This window comes from Acinetobacter sp. P1(2025) (genome assembly GCF_051390655.1).
In the GTDB taxonomy this organism is placed as follows: Bacteria; Pseudomonadota; Gammaproteobacteria; order Pseudomonadales; family Moraxellaceae; genus Acinetobacter; species Acinetobacter junii.
This window is the reverse complement of sequence record NZ_JBPKBJ010000072.1, coordinates 1-16,233: the sequence shown is the minus strand read 5'-3', so window position 1 is coordinate 16,233 and position 16,233 is coordinate 1. Positions and strand designations below refer to the sequence as shown.

The following is a 16,233-nucleotide window of genomic DNA, read 5'->3' as shown; positions in this document are numbered from 1 at the left end:
TAAACACATGGCACAAGAAGGATGGAGTGTTCAGCGTTTACTGAGAATTATTCAGGTCAATTTATTTGAAAGGAAACTTTTAAGGTCACTCTTTGTGCCTGATAAAAAATGGCGAAAACAAGAAGAACCTCAATTGAGGTTCTTCTTGTGATATTTGTGGGACAGCAGTGGTATAAACTCGCTTTTTTGAAGGCAAGCAAATTAAGCAGATTGTAAAACTTTTAAATCTTCCAATACTTGTTCAGCATGTCCTGCAGCTTTAACTTTACGATAGCTTTTCACCAATTGCTTATTGTGAAAAATAAAGGTTGAACGTTCGATGCCCATGACTTGTTTGCCATACATATTTTTTTCTTTAATGACATCAAAATGTTTACATAAGATTTCTTGTCGATCACTAATCAGATTGAAATTAAGTGATTGCTTTTCAGTGAAGTTCTGGTGAGATTTAACAGAATCACGTGAGACACCGATAATTTGACAGTTTAAAGCTGCAAACTGATCTTTTAAACATGAAAAACCGATCGCCTGAGTTGTACAGCCAGGTGTGGAATCTTTAGGGTAAAAATATAAAACTAACCATTCACTTTCGATTTGTGTCAGGTTAAGTTCACCTTCAGTTGTCGGGAAGCTTTGATCAGGTAATTGAATATTCTCAGACATGTCTCATCCTTCAATAAAGGTTATGGTTGATCTAGTTCAAGTGGTAAAAATGCATATTCTTCATGATAAACAATTTCACCGTGACGTATAGGAATTGCTTTGTTAAAAATCGGACCATTGATCACTGTGGTGTGAAATTCACCACCTTCGCCACATGGATCAATGCCGCGATCTTCCAGTTCTTGGATATATTCCAAAGTAAGTGTTTTACCTAAATCTTCAACGCGCATCCCCAATTTGAGGTTGACAGTAACAATAACACTGTGAAAACCAAGTGAAATAAATTCCTCAACGACTTGTTTGTGCGGTCTTAACCAAAGTGGCATACCTAACTTGAGCCCGACCTGTTGAGTGACTTTATCGTGCCAGCAGCCATGCTGTGGCATGTCGAGATCGCCAGTAACGAGTACTTCAGCTCCATGAGCTTTAGCCTGATGAAGTAAATCAATAAACTTACTTTCATAATCAGACCAACTCGATGAAGTCATATAAACAGGTAAACCTATCGCATCAGCTTGAGCACGAATGATATCGAGGGGCATTGCGTGCGAACGTGATCGTTGTCCTTGTTCCTCTAACATCACAATTAAGCCTAACACCGTCCCTTTATGCATAGCATGGTACAAGGCGAGAGAACTATCTTTGCCTCCACTGAACGAAACGATTGATCGTCGATTTTCAGCATTGGTTTTCCATTGATCGTGCATGAATTTAGTCAATTTCTTTAGGTGATTCAAATATTAACAGAACTAAAAAAAGCCTGCATAAATGCAGGCTTTAATCTGAACCATACAAGCTTACTTTTTAGGAGCTTGTTGCTGAGCAGCTTTCATTGCTTCTTCAGTTAATTTTTCTAACTTAGATACCAAAGGGGCGCCTAAGCAAGCTTGTAAATCTTTATTTTGCTGTTGGACAAACGCTAAAGAACTAGGGCTTTTCTTGGCATTAATTGCGCTTTGAATTTCCCATTTTTGTGCTTCAGTTACTTTACCTTGTGCATCAATTTGGCAACTACAGAATTTACTTACTTCAGCAGAGTTTAGTTTCCCACCTTTAGCTGTTTGATCTTTACATACGTTGACTAATGCAGATTTTACATTGGTACTTTTATATGCTGCTTGTAATGGATTATCAGCTGCATGAGATGCTGTAGCAAAAAGAGCCGCAGCTGACATCATTGTTGAAAGAATAATATTTGATTTAGAAAACTTCATATAATGTACCTAATTTTTACCTTATATCGTTTATTCCGCATAGCGCGTAGGATCCGCGACACCTGCTTCGATAAAACCTTGCTGACGTAAACGACAACTGTCGCATTTGCCACATGCACGTCCTTGAGCATCTGCCTGATAGCAGGATACCGTTTGGCTATAGTCTACGCCATGTTCGATGCCTAAGCGTATAATATTCGCTTTGGATAAATGTAACAGAGGTGTTTCAATTTTAAGAGGTTTTCCTTCAACACCAGCTTTTGTTGCAAGTCTTGCAAGATTGGCAAAAGCGTCAATAAATTCTGGGCGACAATCTGGATATCCTGAATAATCAACAGCATTTACACCAATAACAATGGCTTCAGCGTCAAATACCTCGGCTGCTGCAAGAGCATAGGATAGAAAAATTGTGTTACGTGCTGGAACATAAGTTACAGGAATACCTTCTTGTAATTGTTCAGGTACATCAATGTTATGATCTGTAAGCGCGGAACCGCCTAAATTCCCCAAATCGATATTAATTACACGATGTTCAACGCCTGCTCGTTGTGCAAGTGCCTTAGCTGCATCAAGCTCAGTTGTAGAGCGCTGACCATACATAAAACTTAAAGCGATACAGTCATAGTTTGCTTGTGCCCAAGCGAGACATGTTGTCGAGTCTAAACCGCCAGACAATAATACGATGGCACGAGAACGCATATTATTTTCCATTATTCAACCTAAAATTATTCGTAGATGATTTGCCTCATTTGAGACAGTCACAAGATCATTAGCGACCAGATTCATCATTCCATAACAGCTTATGTAACTGTAATTGGAAGCGAACAGGGAGATGGTCATCTAAAATCCACTGAGCTAAATCACGTGCAAGAGCAGGCAGGGCAACAGCACCTTTTTCTACCGCGAAAGCAGGAGAGAACCATACTGTACTGACTTTATCTTGCAACTGGAAATTTTCCAGTTGTTGTTTAGACCATTCATAGTCGGCACGATTACAGATCACAAATTTAATCTGATCATGCTGTGTTAGATAGTCGAGATTGGTAAGTAAATTACGATGATCTTCATTAGACGTTGGTGTCTTTAGATCTAATACTTTCGAAACACGTGGATCAACTTTAGAAACATCTAAAGCTCCGCTTGTTTCAAGCGAAACGTCAAAACCGAGATCACACAAGCGTTGAAGTAATACAAGACAATTCGGTTGTGCAAGTGGTTCGCCACCAGTGACACATATATAAGGTGTTTTAAACTGGCTTGCTGTTTCAATGATATGTTCAAGTGATTGACGCTCGCCACCTTCAAAAGAGTACGTGGTATCACAATAGCTGCAACGAAGAGGGCAACCAGTTAAACGAATGAAGACAGTGGGTAAGCCAAATGTATTCGCTTCGCCTTGCAAAGAATAAAAAATCTCAGTGATACGCAAACCAGCAGCAGGATCAGAGACAGGAATTGCAGAGGAACGTAAGGAAGTCATAAAGAGTTACCACAAAATCAGCAAGCTATTAAAAAACAAAAGTCTCTACGATCAGTGATAATCGTAGAGACGAGGAGCAGTATAAGCTCCGTGGTATTACATCTTAGTCAGCACGTAATAAATCATTCAAACTTGTTTTAGCACGTGTTTTAGCATCAACTTTTTTCACGATGATTGCTGCGTAAAGGCTATAAGTTCCACATTTAGAAGGAAGGCTTCCCGCAACTACAACTGAACCAGCAGGTACGCGACCATAGTGAATTTCACCAGTTTCACGATCATAGATCTTAGTCGATTGACCGATGAATACACCCATAGAGATTACAGAGCCTTCACCAACAATTACGCCTTCTACAATTTCAGAACGCGCGCCGATGAAGCAGTTATCTTCAATAATCGTTGGGTTTGCTTGTAATGGCTCTAAAACACCGCCAATACCTACACCACCAGATAAATGTACATTTTTACCAATTTGCGCACATGAACCAACAGTTGCCCAAGTATCAACCATTGTGCCTTCATCAACATATGCACCGATGTTGACATAAGATGGCATCAAGATCACATTTTTAGCTTGGAAGCTACCACGACGAGCAACAGCTGGAGGAACTACGCGTACACCTGCTGCTTTAAATTGCTCTTCAGTCCAACCTGAGTATTTAGTTGCAACTTTGTCATAAAACTGTAGATCACAAGCTTCAATAGGCTGGTTGTCATTGAGTTTAAAAGAAAGTAAAACTGCTTTTTTTAACCATTGGTGAACAACCCACTCACCATCAATCTTTTCAGCCACACGAAGTGTACCGTTGTCTAAACCAGTTAATGCTTCTTCAACGGCTTGACGAATTTCTGTAGGGCAGTCCGTAGCTGAATAATTTGCACGGTCTTCAAATGCTTGCTCAATGATCGTAGAAAGCTGAGACATGATCTTCCTTCATCCAAAAAAATTTTGAAGATTTTACACTAAATTGAACCAAGAAGCTTTGAAAAAAGTCGTTACAATAAAGTGTTTTAAAATTAAGCAATAAAATTGTAATAAATTCGGATTTAATTGTTTTTTATCCATTATTTTGAAATATACAATTATTCTGAATTTGTATCAAAAAATAACAAAAAGTAATCAGTTTCTGTATAAAAAGATATCAATCATTCTTTTAAGATTTTATTACTGTAACAACTATACCTTAGATAAAAGTATTTTTTGAGGAGACTTCAATGAAAGCTTTGCGCGTTATTTTAGCTGCAGGTGCATTAACAGCGATTGCAGGTTCTGCTTTAGCAGCAGATGAACAAGTTGTGAAGGAATCAGGTTCTACGTTTCCTTCTTACTTAGCTCCAATGTCTGTTCGTGCTGAAGTAGGTACAACAGGTTATGGTGGTGCATTGTCTTATCGTGTGAATCCATACGTTGGCTTAAGCTTGGGTTATAACGGTGGTGATATTTCTTGGTCAGATGACATCAAAGTTGATGGTTCGACTTATGACCTTGATATGGAAAACAATAACACTTATTTAAATGCAGAAATTTTCCCATGGGGCACAAGTCAAAATAACTTTGTGAATTCCATGTATATCGCGGCAGGTGTTGCCTATTTAGATAACGATTATGACTTAAAACGTCGTGTTGGTTCTGGCGAGGAATTTAACGTCAATAATACTGATTATATTGCGACTAGTGATGTAAGCATCAATGGTAAAATGTCATATAAAAATGATATTGCACCTTATTTAGGTTTCGGTGTTGCACCAAAAATCTATAAAAACTTAGGTGTTTTTGGTGAAGTTGGCGCATTCTATACAGGTAATCCAACTGTACAGTTGACTTCAACAGGTACAGCGACGCAAGGTCCTGGTAAAGACTCACTTGCAACTTCTGTTTCTAAAGAAGAAGACAATATTGCCAATGATGGTAAATACGAATGGATGCCAGTGGCAAAAGTAGGTTTGAGCTACAAGTTCTAATCTATGTACGATAAAAAAACGAGCTGTAAAGCTCGTTTTTTCGTTTAAAGATCCTTTTTCCAGATATAAAAAATGGCTCTTAAAGAGCCATTTTTTATTCCTCAGGGTAAGCGACTTTTTTAAGTGCTTTAATATCGGTTTTAGGTGAGCAAAGCGAGATAAACTCATAACCATAACCACGTAGTAAATGGCCTTTTCTTACAGCAATCCACGTAGTGTTAGTACCAAAAATGTGAGTTTTTATTTGCTGTAAACGATAGTCACGTTCGGCATCATATGCGACATCATTGACGATCCCGACACCCATATTGAGTTCAACATAGGTTTTAATAACATCGGCATCTAACGCTGACATTACGATATCTGCATGCAAATGTGCATCTTCAAATGCTTTATCGATTTTAGAGCGACCTGTAAAACCTCCGTGATATGTAATCAACGGATACTCTGCTAAAAGATCGAGACTGATGTTGTCTAATTTCGTTAAAGGGTGGTCTTTAGGTGTAATAATACTGTGGTGCCATTCATAGTAAGGCACGCTTGCTAAGTTTTCCTCTGTGGTGAGAGATTCTGTCGCAATTCCAATATCAGCTTCACCTTGAAGTAGCATTTCAGCGATTTCAACAGGACTTGCTTGTTGTAAAACCAAATGCACTTTAGGAAAAAGCTTCTTAAATTGATTCACAATAGGAGGTAATACATAACGAGCTTGGGTGTGTGTCGTTGCAATTGTTAAAGTACCTTCATCAACTTTATTGAAATCGTCAGCAAGGCGTTTGATATTATCAGCATCAAATAACATGCGCTCGACAATACTCAATAAGGACTGTCCTGGTTCAGTGAGACCAAGTAATCGTTTACCTTTACGCACAAAAAGTTGTACGCCTAATTCATCTTCTAAATCTTTAATATGTTTACTGACACCAGATTGGGATGTATAAAGTGCCGCTGAAGCTTCAGTTAAATTAAAGTTTTGACGAACTGTTTCTCGAATAATTCTGAGTTGTTGGAAGTTCATAATCATTATTTCCGCATATAGGATGAGGAACGGCTAAAGTTCCATATGGGTAGTTTAGCCGTCATCAAGTATTATTTTAAGCAACTTGCGTTGTTGGGTCTGCAAATAAATGAAGTTGAGCTGCACTAATCCAGACGGTTTGGTTTGGTCTGAATTGATGCAAATTAGCTTCTTCTACACTTAGTAAAATTTCGATAGTACGCCCACTACGATCTTGTAATTCAGCGATCACTCTACCTGCAATCCAGACTTCACGTAAAAAAGTCGCTTGAACAGTATTCGGTTGAGGCTGCGCATGAATATGTAATTCATTTGGTCGAGCAAAAGCGATGACTTTTCCTTGCGGTGCTTGCAAATGATTTGGTAGTTGAATGCGATCATCTCCGATACGAATAATACCTTCATGATGTTCACCTTCAAAACGATTTGCTTGACCTAAGAAATCAAATACAAATGGTGTCGCTGGTTTTTCATAAACTTCACGAGGCGAACCAATTTGTTCTACATCCCCTTTATTCATGACAATGATTTGATCAGCAACTTCTAAAGCTTCCTCTTGGTCATGGGTTACAAAGATAGAGGTGATGTGCAATTCATCATGTAGTGTGCGTAACCAACGACGCAGTTCTTTACGAACTTTAGCATCCAAAGCACCAAAAGGTTCATCCAGTAATAAAACACGAGGTTCAACTGCTAGAGCACGTGCTAAAGCGATACGTTGACGTTGACCGCCCGATAGTTGCGCAGGGTAACGATCAGCTAAAAAGCCAAGTTGAACTAAATCAAGTAAACGCGTAACTCGTTTTTTAATTTCAGCTTCTGATGGACGTGTTGCACGTGGGCGAACACGTAAACCAAAAGCAATATTGTCATAGACGGTCATGTGGCGAAATAAAGCGTAATGTTGGAAAACGAAACCAACTTGTCGCTCACGCACATGAATGTCAGTTGCATCTTCACCTTCAAGCAATACTTGTCCGCCATCGGCTGATTCTAAACCTGCAATAATTCGCAAAAGCGTTGTTTTTCCGCAGCCCGATGGACCAAGTAAAGCTACTAGCTCGCCCTCTGGAAAATCTAAAGAGATATTTTTAAGCGCGTGGAATGCGCCAAAGTGTTTTTCAATATTTTTAACTTGAATACTCATTTGTACATTCCTCAGTGGCTAGATGGATTATGTTGATGTTCGTTGCTTTGGTCTTGGCGTATCTCTAACCAAGTTTTTAAAATCAAAGTGATGATTGCTAAGAATGCCAGTAAAGATGACACTGCAAATGCAGCACTGAAGGTATACTCGTTGTATAGAATTTCTACATGTAAAGGTAACGTGTTCGTTTCACCACGAATATGTCCTGAAACGACTGACACCGCGCCAAACTCACCCATTGCACGTGCATTACATAGAATCACACCATAGATCAAACCCCATTTAATATTTGGAAGTGTTACTTTCCAGAAAGTTTGCCAACCAGATGCACCAAGTACGATTGCAGCTTCTTCTTCTTCAGTACCTTGAGCTTCCATGAGCGGAATGAGTTCGCGTGCAACAAATGGAACAGTGATGAAAATAGTAGCTAAAACAATACCTGGAACGGCATATAGGATTTTGATGTCATTATCCATTAACCATCCGCCAACCCAACCTTGAGAGCCAAAAATTAAAACAATCATTAGACCTGCTATCACAGGTGAAACTGAGAATGGCATGTCGATAATGGTGGTCAAAATGGCTTTACCACGGAACTGGAACTTAGCTACCGCCCAAGCTGCTGCAACACCAAATACAACGTTAATCGGTACAGCAATCGCAGCAGTGATTAAGGTGAGCTTTACAGCCGATAGCGTATCTGAGTCAGTCAATGCGTTTACATAGACTTCTAGACCCTGTTTAAATGCTTCGACAAAAACCAAAATTAGGGGTAGAACCAAGCAACTTAAGAAAAAGATTAATGCGACAGTAATTAGACTATAACGAACCCATTTCGGTTCTCGAGTGGCATCTCTTGCTTGTAATTTGAGTGCCAAAGCATTGCTGTTTGTATTCAAACTCATTGTGCAACTCTCCCTGTACGACGGCTTGCCCATGCTTGAACTAAATTAATTAAAAATAAGATGGCAAATGAGAGAATGAGCATGACTACAGCGATCGTTGTTGCGCCTGCATAATCATATTCTTCCAAACGAGAAATGATCATGAGGGGAGCAATCTCTGTTTTATAAGGTTGATTGCCTGCAATAAAGATGACAGAGCCATATTCACCAACACCACGAGCAAATGCCAAAGCAAAGCCTGTCAGTAATGCTGGAAATAAAATTGGAAGTATGACTTTGGTAATGGTCTGCCAGCGATTTGCACCAAGTGCAGAAGCTGCTTCTTCTAACTCAGATTCAATATCGCTGAGAACTGGTTGTACTGTTCGAACAACAAAGGGTAATCCAATAAAAATCAGGGCAAGAGTAATACCAATAGGGGTATATGCAACTTGAATCCCTAACGGTTCCAAATATTGACCAATCCAACCTGTTGGAGCATATAAAGAAGTGAGTGCAATCCCTGCAACAGCTGTTGGTAGGGCAAAAGGTAAATCGACTAATGCATCGACAATTCTTTTACCTGGAAAACTATAGCGAACTAAGCACCATGCCAATAATAATCCAAAAATCACATTCACTAGCGCAGCAATCAATGCTGCACTGAAACTAAGTTGCAGTGACTTTAGGATTCGTTCTGAAGTTAAGATTTCCCATAAACCATCCCATCCGATTCCTAAAGATCGGATAAATACAGCAGATAAAGGAATAAGCACAATCAAAGATACATAAGCGAGAGTAAAGCCTAACGAGAGACCAAACCCTGGCAGCACTCGGGAACGCTGCGACATGACATTTCCTCAAAGAGAAATATTTGCTAAATAAGCAAATAAACGAAACTAAAATCAAAAAATACGGTGAAGATGGGGCTAGGCAAATTTCATATTAAAATTTGTGACCTTCATTAGAGCGGTAGGTAAGCTCTTTTTTTCAGGTAATAAATAATTCAGGATCTCAGGGAATGGACCAAACCCTGAAGCAACATTGATGTGGCCAACAGGTCCTAAATTAATTGGTGTTAATTTCCATGATTCTGCGAGCTGTATAGCATCGACATAACCAAGCCATGGATCATTCTCACTAATTAATAATGTCGTTGGCACATCAATACTGAGTCCATGAAAATATGCTTTATAGTCAGTTAGACTATGACGAGCGAAACCTGCTTCACCAAAACGTGCTGGATTTGCGGGTGCAACCAAAACTAAATTTTTTACTTGTACATTTAGTTCAGGGTGCTCGGCGAGAGCCGCTACACTGGTTAAGCATCCAAAACTATGAGCAACGATCTGAACAGGTTCATTAACGGATGAAACAGTTTTGACAAACTGATCAATCCATTCTTGCAAGACTGGACGATCCCAGTGTTTCTGTTGAACACGAGAACTAGACATGAGTTTTTGTTGTAGCCAAGACTGCCAGTGTTGAGCCTCGCTGCCATCTACACCAGGAACAATTACGGTATGAGTCATGTCTAATCTCCTTAGAATCCTTCCCAACCTTGCTTTATGAAAGTGAGGAAGTCCCTCTTAGAAAAAGTGGGACTTAGTTGGATTATTTACCTGTGCTATTGATCTTGACGATTTGGTCGAAAATTCCACCATTATCAAAATGGGTTTTTTGTACTTTTGCCCAACCACCAAATTCTTTATCGATTGTTACTAGTTTCAGTGGTTTGAATACGTTGCTGTATTTCTTTAATACGGCTGCATTGCGAGGACGATAGAAATTACGCGCTGCAATTTCTTGACCAGCAGGAGAGTACAAGTAATTCAAATATCCGCGTGCAATTTGGGCGTTACCTTTTTTCTGAGCATTTTTTTCTACTACGGCAACAGGTGGTTCAGCCAAAATAGAAAGAGACGGTGTGATGATTTCGAATTTACCTGGCTGCTCTCGAACGGCAAGGAAAGCTTCATTTTCCCAAGCCAACAACACATCACCGATACCACGTTCAGCAAATGTAGTTGTTGCGCCGCGTGCTCCCGAATCCAAAACTTTGGTTTGCTTATAAATTTGACGCACAAATTCTTGAGCTTTCGCGTCATTGCCGCCTTTTTGATGTTTTGCCCAAGCCCATGCACCTAAATAATTCCAGCGAGCACCACCAGAGGTCTTTGGATTTGGCGTGATGATTTCAACACCAGGTTTGACTAAATCACCCCAGTCTTTGATTTTCTTTGGGTTATCTTTTCGAACAAGGAATACAATCGTTGATGTATATGGCGTAGAGTTATTTGGTAATTTCTTTTGCCAGTCTGCTGGAAGTAATTTTGCATTTTCAGCAATTTCATCAATATCAGCAGCAAGTGCTAGTGTTACGACATCAGCATTTAAACCATCAATGACAGCACGTGCTTGTTTGCCTGAGCCGCCGTGTGATTGTTTGAAGTCAATATCTTGTCCTGTGCGCTGTTTCCAGTAAGCACCAAATTGTTTATTGAAATCTGTATAGAGTTCACGTGTTGGATCATAAGACACATTTAAAAACTCTTGCGCAGCAAAAGAAGAAACTGAAAGTAATGCAGCAATTACACCGACTTTGACCTGAGATAAACGCATGGAGACCCCTCAAAAATTAAATCATTGTTTGGAATATGTACGCAGGATAACTGCAGTTTTTTTGCAAAAAAAATAATTAAAATCGAATTTGATATGAAAAATTAAGAAATACATAAAAGAGATAAGTTATGCTGAATAACTGATAAATAAGAAATTTTTATTTTATGAGTGAAGTTGTTATAATTATTTAAAATCAATAAGTTATTAAACTTAATAGCTTCTATGAATGTATCCTAAAGGATCTTTAACTTATGCAATGCTATAAAAATGGGCAGTTGATTGATTCAATTCCTTTATTGGATCGTGCGTTTCACTACGGTGATGGGTGTTTTACAACAGCAAGATTGGTGCACGGAGGCATGGAATTAAAAGAACTACATATTGCTCGTTTGAATTATGCTTGCAAAAATTTAAGTTTGGATGCTGATTTATCTTTTATAGAACAAGCACTAGATCAATTGTCACAACATGAAAAAAACTTGAATGGTACGTTGAAGGTTGTTATCAGTCGGGGAGAAGGTGATCGAGGATACAGTCTTCCTTTACACCCAGCCGATGTATATGTGTGGTTTTATCCTAAACAATGGCAACATTTAGAGCCTGAATGGATTGAAAGTGGTTTACTGAATCATGCTATAGGTTTGCATATGCCTCATTTGGTTGGTTTGAAGACTTTGAATCGACTAGAGCAAGTTGTGTTGAAGCAAGAAGCAGATCAGCGAGGTTGGCTAGAAGCATTAGTTACGGACGTGCAAGGGTATATTGTTGAAGGTGTAAGCAGTAATTGTTTTATTCGTATAAATGATCAATGGATTACTCCAGAACTTCGCTATAATGGCGTGCACGGTGTAATGCGTGCGCACATTCTATCTCGTATGCAACAAAATCATATTTCATGTGAACAACGTTGTATTGAAATGGATCAGATCGCGCATATCCAGAACATATTTTTCTGTAATGCTTTGCATCCGATGAAAGCTGTAGTTCGATTTCAAGGTCGAACAATGCAGCAGCAACCTTATCTTGATTTATTTAATTCTTTAAAACTTAGCCAGATTGACTAAATATGCCGAAACCTCCGAATCCAAGCAAGACTAAGAAAAAGCCTAAAGCCAAATCACAAGCTCAGTTTTCTATTAAGTTTTTTATCATTGCAGTCATCGCTTTTTTGATTGTGATCTTTGGTGTTTTCTGGTCAAGTTTATTCAAGAATTATCCTGTTCAAAACAAAAAACAGCTTTTGGTCATTTCTTCTGGAGATACCTATTCTGGTTTTATTGACCGTTTAGCTGAAGAAAATAAAGTGAATTTTCCGATTCTTTTGAAACTCTATCAAAAGTTTATGATTCATGACACGATGAAAGCAGGTGTTTATGAAGTCACGCAAGGTATGAGTGTTCGTCAAGTTTTGGAAATGTTATCCAATGCTGAAAATGCTCAAATGAATCGAATTTTAGTGATAGAAGGCACGACATTTAAGCAATTGATTAACAACCTCAAAAAAGATTCGAATGTCACTAAAACAATATTGGATTTACCTCAGGATCAATTATTAAAAGAACTTGATATTCCTTATTCACATCCTGAAGGCTTGTTTGCACCAGATACATATTTCTTTGCCAAAGGCGAAACTGATAGAAAAATCTTAATAGATTTATATCATCGTCAAATGAAGTCTTTAGATGAAGCTTGGGCGAATAAAGCAGCCAATCTTCCTTATAAAGATAAATATGAAGCATTAATTATGGCTTCAATTATTGAAAAAGAAACCAGTTTAGATCGTGAGCTAGAGCAAGTTTCAGGTGTTTTTGTGCGTCGTTTAAAAATTGGTATGCGCTTACAAACCGATCCAACTGTAATTTATGGTATGGGGGATCGTTACACAGGTAATATCACACGTAATGATTTAAGGACACCAACCGCATATAACACTTATACAATTAATGGTTTACCACCAACCCCAATTGCGTTACCAAGCAAAAAAGCGATTGAAGCAGCGATGCATCCAGACGATTCAAAAAATATTTATTTCGTCGCAACAGGAAATGGTGGACATAAATTTAGTGCTTCTCTAGCAGAGCATAATCGTGCAGTACAAGATTACTTGTCTGTACTCCGTTCAAAGAAAAATCAAGGTGAATGATGTTTATTAGTTTTGAAGGTACGGAAGGTGTAGGGAAAACCACTCTGATTCGTAAAATTCATCAGTACTTTGAACAGCAAGGTAAGGAAGTTGTACTGACCCGTGAGCCTGGTGGCACACCATTAGCAGAACAGATTCGTACATTATTATTGGCAGTAAATCATGATGAGCAAATGAGCCATGATACAGAGCTATTACTGATTTATGCTGCACGAGCTCAACATTTACAACAAGTGATTTTACCTGCATTAGCGGCGGGAAAAATTGTGTTGAGTGATCGTTTTACTGATGCCAGCTTTGCTTATCAGTGTGCTGGGCGTGGTTTAAGTCATGAAAAGCTGCAATTGTTAAATCAAACTTTTGTGGCAAAAATGCCAAATATTACCTTTTGGTTGGATGCACCGATTGAGTTGGGCATGACTCGTGCTCGAGAGCGTGGAGCCCTAGATCGTTTTGAGCAAGAGAAATTAAGTTTTTTTGCTAAGGTACGTGCTGGTTATGAGACTTTGTGGCAAGCAGAGCCTGAACGGATCAAGCGTTTGGATGCAACACAAAATGAGGATGTTGTATTTGAAGAAGCATTGCAGTATTTGAAGTAAAAACGGTTATATACTCAACCTGCATTGTCGAAAAGTTTGGATGATGTTTTGGTTTTATTTCTTATGTCTTACTTTTCAAGGATGAAAAGTAACAAAAATCCTTTGTTGAGCTGACGGTACATCCTTGATACCGCAGCTCAACGGGCGACATCCATGTCGCCTACCTCGATAGTAAATAATAACTATAAGTTATCTTGAGAATATCAAAAAACTTGAAAGTATCACTCATTCACCAATGGCTGTTCCACCTTAAAGTTCGGTGGGGTTAACACGGTCTTACGAATTTCGTTTGAAAGCTCTGGGTAATCAAGCGTGTAATGCAAACCACGAGATTCCTTACGTTCCATCGCACAACGTACAATCATTTCAGAAACCAAAACGAGGTTACGAAACTCAATCAAGTTATTACTGACACGATAATTTTGATAATACTCGTTGATTTCACGTTTTAACATTTCAATACGATTCAAAGCGCGCTGTAAACGCTTGTTGATATGCAAAATTCCACAAGGTTCTGCGTAGTTCCCTCCATGTTGGAATATCCGTGAATTAAAAACCTGTATTAAAATTCTTCCTTCGTTAATAAATTTCAGCTATATTTCGCTGCAATAATTCCAAAGGGTATTATTGTATAAAATATAAGTAAATATTAAGAAATTAAAATAAAATCAATAAATCAATTGTGTATTTTAGTTATCAATATTTACTTTATTCTCACTATAAAATTAGATACAGTTACAAGTTTAATAGGAAAATTAAAATGAACTATTTAAATGTTTTAAGAAAATTACCATTAGTAATAGCACTCAGTATAGGGCTGGCTGCATGTAATGAAGAAGACACTGCAAAAAATGATGTAGAGCAGCCTTTACCGACACCATCAGCAAATGTTTCTTTACAGGTTTTTGACAATACGACTGGGGCGCAGATTTCTACTGCGCAGATAAGTGTCGTAGGTAATAGCAGTGTTACAGCAAATACAAATGCCGAAGGTAAAGCGCAACTGCAAAAACTGGGTATTGGACGCTCAGTTATTAAAATTAGTAAAGCTGGATATGCTGACCAATTTATTACAGTTGATCTTACAGATAAGCAAGAGTTGACAGGTGTTGTAATTCAGTTGATTCCTTTCCAATTAGGTGGTTCAGTTTCAGCTGTAACAGGGGGAACGATTAATTTGACTACAAGTACAGCTCAAGTGGTTATTCCACCGAATAGCCTACGTCGTACGGACGGTCAAGCCATTCAAGGCGATGTAAAGGTCAATATCGCGTTAATTAATACTGCACAAGATATCCGCAATATGCCAGGCGATTTGGCAACACAAGTCAATAACTCAAGAGCTCCACTAGAAAGTTTCGGGGCGATGGTGATTGATTTAAGAGATAGTACTGGTGCAAAAGTTGAATTAATCGCAAATCAATTGGCAAATATTCGCATTCCATTGATGGCACGAGGCATCGCCCCTACGACCATCCCATTATATTATTTTGACCCGATCCGCGGCTATTGGTTACAAGATGGCTCCCGTACTTTAACTTTACAGGAAGATGTAAATGGCAACCGCTTCTATGCAGGGGCATCAAGTACCTTAAATACAGTCAATGCAGATATTCCATATCAAACGACGAACGTTGCAGGCTGTTTGGCTGATTCGACAGGGAAACGGGTTGCGAATGCGCAAATCTTGTTAGAAGGGAAAGATTATTCTGGCTATAGCGTTGCAAGAACCAATAGTACGGGAGAATTTAGTGTTCAAGCAAAACAAAATTCGACCGTGTTGATTAATGGTCAGTCGAGTACTTTACGCAGTAATACAGTTGAGCGTACGGTACTTGCTGCCAATACGACCTTAAATGAATGTTTAGTTTTAAGTGAATCGAATCAAAACGTCACTGTAAGATTATCATGGGGTGAAGAACCAGAAGACATTGATTCTCACATGATTGCACCTGATGGAAGTCATATTTCATTTGAAGATCAGGGCGCACTTTTACAACATCCTTTCGTCAATTTAGATGTTGATGATACACAAAGTTATGGCCCAGAAATCGTGACTTTAAGTAAGTTAATGGTGGGTGAGTATCATTATTTTGTGCATAATTATTCAGAAACTTCGAATCCTGGGATATTTGGCTCACCAATCAAAATTGAATTGAACTATCCATTAGGAACTCAAATTTTTACACCTATTACAGGTTCTAGTGAAAGTTTATATTGGAGCGCATTTAAAATTCGAGTTGCTGATAATTGTGCAATTACAGTAATACCGACTAAACAATGGTTGAACACTGAGCCGACAGTTACACCAGTCGCAATTAAATATTGTTCTAAATAATGTATGAGCGCAATATCCCGCTACGAGTTAGCGGGATATTGCATTTTTATTGAATAGACCTCTTGCAAAAATCATTTTTCAACCAACTCCATGTTGTAAATTGCAGCAATTAAATTCAGACGTAAACCCATGCGTTTACGCCTATTTCGATAACGTGTAGCCA

The 16,233-nt window shown here is 38.6% G+C and carries 17 protein-coding genes and 3 pseudogenes; 6 read left to right on the top strand and 14 right to left on the bottom strand.

Annotated features, from left to right (window positions below; all coding sequences use genetic code 11):
• Positions 1-151, top strand: a pseudogene (locus tag ACSC97_RS14925) (IS4 family transposase); the annotation flags it as partial.
• A gap of 50 nt (positions 152-201) precedes the next feature.
• Here ACSC97_RS14925 and ACSC97_RS14920 read toward each other — a convergent pair.
• The 6 genes from ACSC97_RS14920 to dapD form a co-directional block, all read right to left on the bottom strand.
• Positions 202-663: a peroxiredoxin gene (locus ACSC97_RS14920; protein WP_004913517.1), complete on the bottom strand. Its 462-nt coding sequence runs from the start codon at positions 661-663 to the stop codon at positions 202-204.
• Between the two features lie 20 nt (positions 664-683).
• Positions 684-1,370, bottom strand: coding sequence for a diphthine--ammonia ligase (locus ACSC97_RS14915; protein ID WP_125298390.1), 687 nt, complete (start codon positions 1,368-1,370; stop codon positions 684-686).
• Positions 1,371-1,460: 90 nt separating this feature from the next.
• Positions 1,461-1,877, bottom strand: coding sequence for a hypothetical protein (locus ACSC97_RS14910; RefSeq protein WP_436661709.1), 417 nt, complete (start codon positions 1,875-1,877; stop codon positions 1,461-1,463).
• A gap of 30 nt (positions 1,878-1,907) precedes the next feature.
• Entirely contained in the window at positions 1,908-2,576 is a 669-nt protein-coding gene (gene queC, locus ACSC97_RS14905; protein WP_017397575.1) for a 7-cyano-7-deazaguanine synthase QueC, read from the bottom strand.
• Between the two features lie 70 nt (positions 2,577-2,646).
• Complete coding sequence (gene queE / locus ACSC97_RS14900; RefSeq protein WP_004913505.1) at positions 2,647-3,357, bottom strand: 7-carboxy-7-deazaguanine synthase QueE; 711 nt, start codon at positions 3,355-3,357, stop codon at positions 2,647-2,649.
• A 103-nt stretch (positions 3,358-3,460) separates the two neighbouring features.
• Complete coding sequence (gene dapD, locus ACSC97_RS14895; protein WP_004913502.1) at positions 3,461-4,282, bottom strand: 2,3,4,5-tetrahydropyridine-2,6-dicarboxylate N-succinyltransferase; 822 nt, start codon at positions 4,280-4,282, stop codon at positions 3,461-3,463.
• A 290-nt stretch (positions 4,283-4,572) separates the two neighbouring features.
• Between dapD and carO the strand changes: the two genes are divergently transcribed.
• Positions 4,573-5,319, top strand: a complete 747-nt coding sequence (carO, locus tag ACSC97_RS14890) for an ornithine uptake porin CarO (RefSeq protein WP_310523698.1) — start codon at positions 4,573-4,575, stop codon at positions 5,317-5,319.
• A gap of 94 nt (positions 5,320-5,413) precedes the next feature.
• Here the strand turns inward: carO and ACSC97_RS14885 are convergent, their stop codons facing one another.
• The 6 genes from ACSC97_RS14885 to ACSC97_RS14860 all read right to left on the bottom strand — a co-directional run bounded on the left by ACSC97_RS14885 (position 5,414) and on the right by ACSC97_RS14860 (position 10,990).
• Positions 5,414-6,337 (bottom strand): CysB family HTH-type transcriptional regulator, encoded by a 924-nt coding sequence (locus ACSC97_RS14885; RefSeq protein ID WP_436661705.1) that lies wholly within the window; start codon positions 6,335-6,337, stop codon positions 5,414-5,416.
• Between the two features lie 76 nt (positions 6,338-6,413).
• Positions 6,414-7,484, bottom strand: coding sequence for a sulfate/molybdate ABC transporter ATP-binding protein (locus ACSC97_RS14880; protein ID WP_004953049.1), 1,071 nt, complete (start codon positions 7,482-7,484; stop codon positions 6,414-6,416).
• An 11-nt stretch (positions 7,485-7,495) separates the two neighbouring features.
• Positions 7,496-8,389 carry a sulfate ABC transporter permease subunit CysW gene (cysW, locus tag ACSC97_RS14875; RefSeq protein ID WP_436661703.1) on the bottom strand — a complete coding sequence of 298 codons (894 nt, stop codon included), beginning with the start codon at positions 8,387-8,389 and terminating at the stop codon, positions 7,496-7,498.
• Positions 8,386-9,219 carry a sulfate ABC transporter permease subunit CysT gene (gene cysT / locus ACSC97_RS14870; protein WP_004913489.1) on the bottom strand — a complete coding sequence of 278 codons (834 nt, stop codon included), beginning with the start codon at positions 9,217-9,219 and terminating at the stop codon, positions 8,386-8,388. Before cysT ends, cysW begins: the two co-directional genes overlap by 4 nt.
• A 78-nt stretch (positions 9,220-9,297) precedes the next feature.
• Complete coding sequence (locus ACSC97_RS14865) at positions 9,298-9,900, bottom strand: RBBP9/YdeN family alpha/beta hydrolase (protein WP_436661700.1); 603 nt, start codon at positions 9,898-9,900, stop codon at positions 9,298-9,300.
• An 82-nt stretch (positions 9,901-9,982) separates the two neighbouring features.
• Positions 9,983-10,990 carry a sulfate ABC transporter substrate-binding protein gene (locus tag ACSC97_RS14860; RefSeq protein ID WP_004913484.1) on the bottom strand — a complete coding sequence of 336 codons (1,008 nt, stop codon included), beginning with the start codon at positions 10,988-10,990 and terminating at the stop codon, positions 9,983-9,985.
• A 251-nt stretch (positions 10,991-11,241) separates the two neighbouring features.
• On the opposite strand from ACSC97_RS14860, the gene pabC reads away from it, so the two are divergent.
• Genes pabC through tmk form a run of 3 tightly spaced genes read left to right on the top strand, consistent with a single transcriptional unit; the run spans position 11,242 to position 13,732 of the window.
• Positions 11,242-12,054 carry an aminodeoxychorismate lyase gene (pabC, locus tag ACSC97_RS14855; RefSeq protein ID WP_436661698.1) on the top strand — a complete coding sequence of 271 codons (813 nt, stop codon included), beginning with the start codon at positions 11,242-11,244 and terminating at the stop codon, positions 12,052-12,054.
• A 2-nt stretch (positions 12,055-12,056) separates the two neighbouring features.
• Positions 12,057-13,133, top strand: coding sequence for an endolytic transglycosylase MltG (gene mltG / locus ACSC97_RS14850; RefSeq protein WP_436661696.1), 1,077 nt, complete (start codon positions 12,057-12,059; stop codon positions 13,131-13,133).
• On the top strand, positions 13,133-13,732 hold the full coding sequence (gene tmk, locus ACSC97_RS14845) for a dTMP kinase (RefSeq protein ID WP_436661694.1): 600 nt from the start codon (positions 13,133-13,135) through the stop codon (positions 13,730-13,732). The genes mltG and tmk overlap by 1 nt, the downstream gene beginning before the upstream one ends.
• A 221-nt stretch (positions 13,733-13,953) precedes the next feature.
• Here tmk and ACSC97_RS14840 read toward each other — a convergent pair.
• Positions 13,954-14,272 (bottom strand): annotated as a pseudogene (locus tag ACSC97_RS14840) (L-aspartate oxidase); the annotation flags it as partial.
• Between the two features lie 220 nt (positions 14,273-14,492).
• On the opposite strand from ACSC97_RS14840, the gene ACSC97_RS14835 reads away from it, so the two are divergent.
• A complete protein-coding gene (locus tag ACSC97_RS14835; RefSeq protein ID WP_378222020.1) occupies positions 14,493-16,070 on the top strand; it encodes a YfaP family protein in 1,578 nt (525 codons plus the stop codon).
• Between the two features lie 71 nt (positions 16,071-16,141).
• Here ACSC97_RS14835 and ACSC97_RS14830 read toward each other — a convergent pair.
• A pseudogene (locus ACSC97_RS14830) lies at positions 16,142-16,233 on the bottom strand (IS5/IS1182 family transposase); the annotation flags it as partial.

What these genes read in the sequence shown, in the direction of transcription:
- ACSC97_RS14920 (WP_004913517.1), bottom strand. Translation starts at nt 663, where the DNA reads ATGTCTGAGAATATTCAATTACCTGATCAAAGCTTCCCGACAACTGAA.
- ACSC97_RS14915 (WP_125298390.1), bottom strand. Translation starts at nt 1,370, where the DNA reads ATGCACGATCAATGGAAAACCAATGCTGAAAATCGACGATCAATCGTT.
- ACSC97_RS14910 (WP_436661709.1), bottom strand. Translation starts at nt 1,877, where the DNA reads ATGAAGTTTTCTAAATCAAATATTATTCTTTCAACAATGATGTCAGCT.
- queC (WP_017397575.1), bottom strand. Translation starts at nt 2,576, where the DNA reads ATGCGTTCTCGTGCCATCGTATTATTGTCTGGCGGTTTAGACTCGACA.
- queE (WP_004913505.1), bottom strand. Translation starts at nt 3,357, where the DNA reads ATGACTTCCTTACGTTCCTCTGCAATTCCTGTCTCTGATCCTGCTGCT.
- dapD (WP_004913502.1), bottom strand. Translation starts at nt 4,282, where the DNA reads ATGTCTCAGCTTTCTACGATCATTGAGCAAGCATTTGAAGACCGTGCA.
- carO (WP_310523698.1), top strand. Translation starts at nt 4,573, where the DNA reads ATGAAAGCTTTGCGCGTTATTTTAGCTGCAGGTGCATTAACAGCGATT.
- ACSC97_RS14885 (WP_436661705.1), bottom strand. Translation starts at nt 6,337, where the DNA reads ATGAACTTCCAACAACTCAGAATTATTCGAGAAACAGTTCGTCAAAAC.
- ACSC97_RS14880 (WP_004953049.1), bottom strand. Translation starts at nt 7,484, where the DNA reads ATGAGTATTCAAGTTAAAAATATTGAAAAACACTTTGGCGCATTCCAC.
- cysW (WP_436661703.1), bottom strand. Translation starts at nt 8,389, where the DNA reads ATGAGTTTGAATACAAACAGCAATGCTTTGGCACTCAAATTACAAGCA.
- cysT (WP_004913489.1), bottom strand. Translation starts at nt 9,219, where the DNA reads ATGTCGCAGCGTTCCCGAGTGCTGCCAGGGTTTGGTCTCTCGTTAGGC.
- ACSC97_RS14865 (WP_436661700.1), bottom strand. Translation starts at nt 9,900, where the DNA reads ATGACTCATACCGTAATTGTTCCTGGTGTAGATGGCAGCGAGGCTCAA.
- ACSC97_RS14860 (WP_004913484.1), bottom strand. Translation starts at nt 10,990, where the DNA reads ATGCGTTTATCTCAGGTCAAAGTCGGTGTAATTGCTGCATTACTTTCA.
- pabC (WP_436661698.1), top strand. Translation starts at nt 11,242, where the DNA reads ATGCAATGCTATAAAAATGGGCAGTTGATTGATTCAATTCCTTTATTG.
- mltG (WP_436661696.1), top strand. Translation starts at nt 12,057, where the DNA reads ATGCCGAAACCTCCGAATCCAAGCAAGACTAAGAAAAAGCCTAAAGCC.
- tmk (WP_436661694.1), top strand. Translation starts at nt 13,133, where the DNA reads ATGTTTATTAGTTTTGAAGGTACGGAAGGTGTAGGGAAAACCACTCTG.
- ACSC97_RS14835 (WP_378222020.1), top strand. Translation starts at nt 14,493, where the DNA reads ATGAACTATTTAAATGTTTTAAGAAAATTACCATTAGTAATAGCACTC.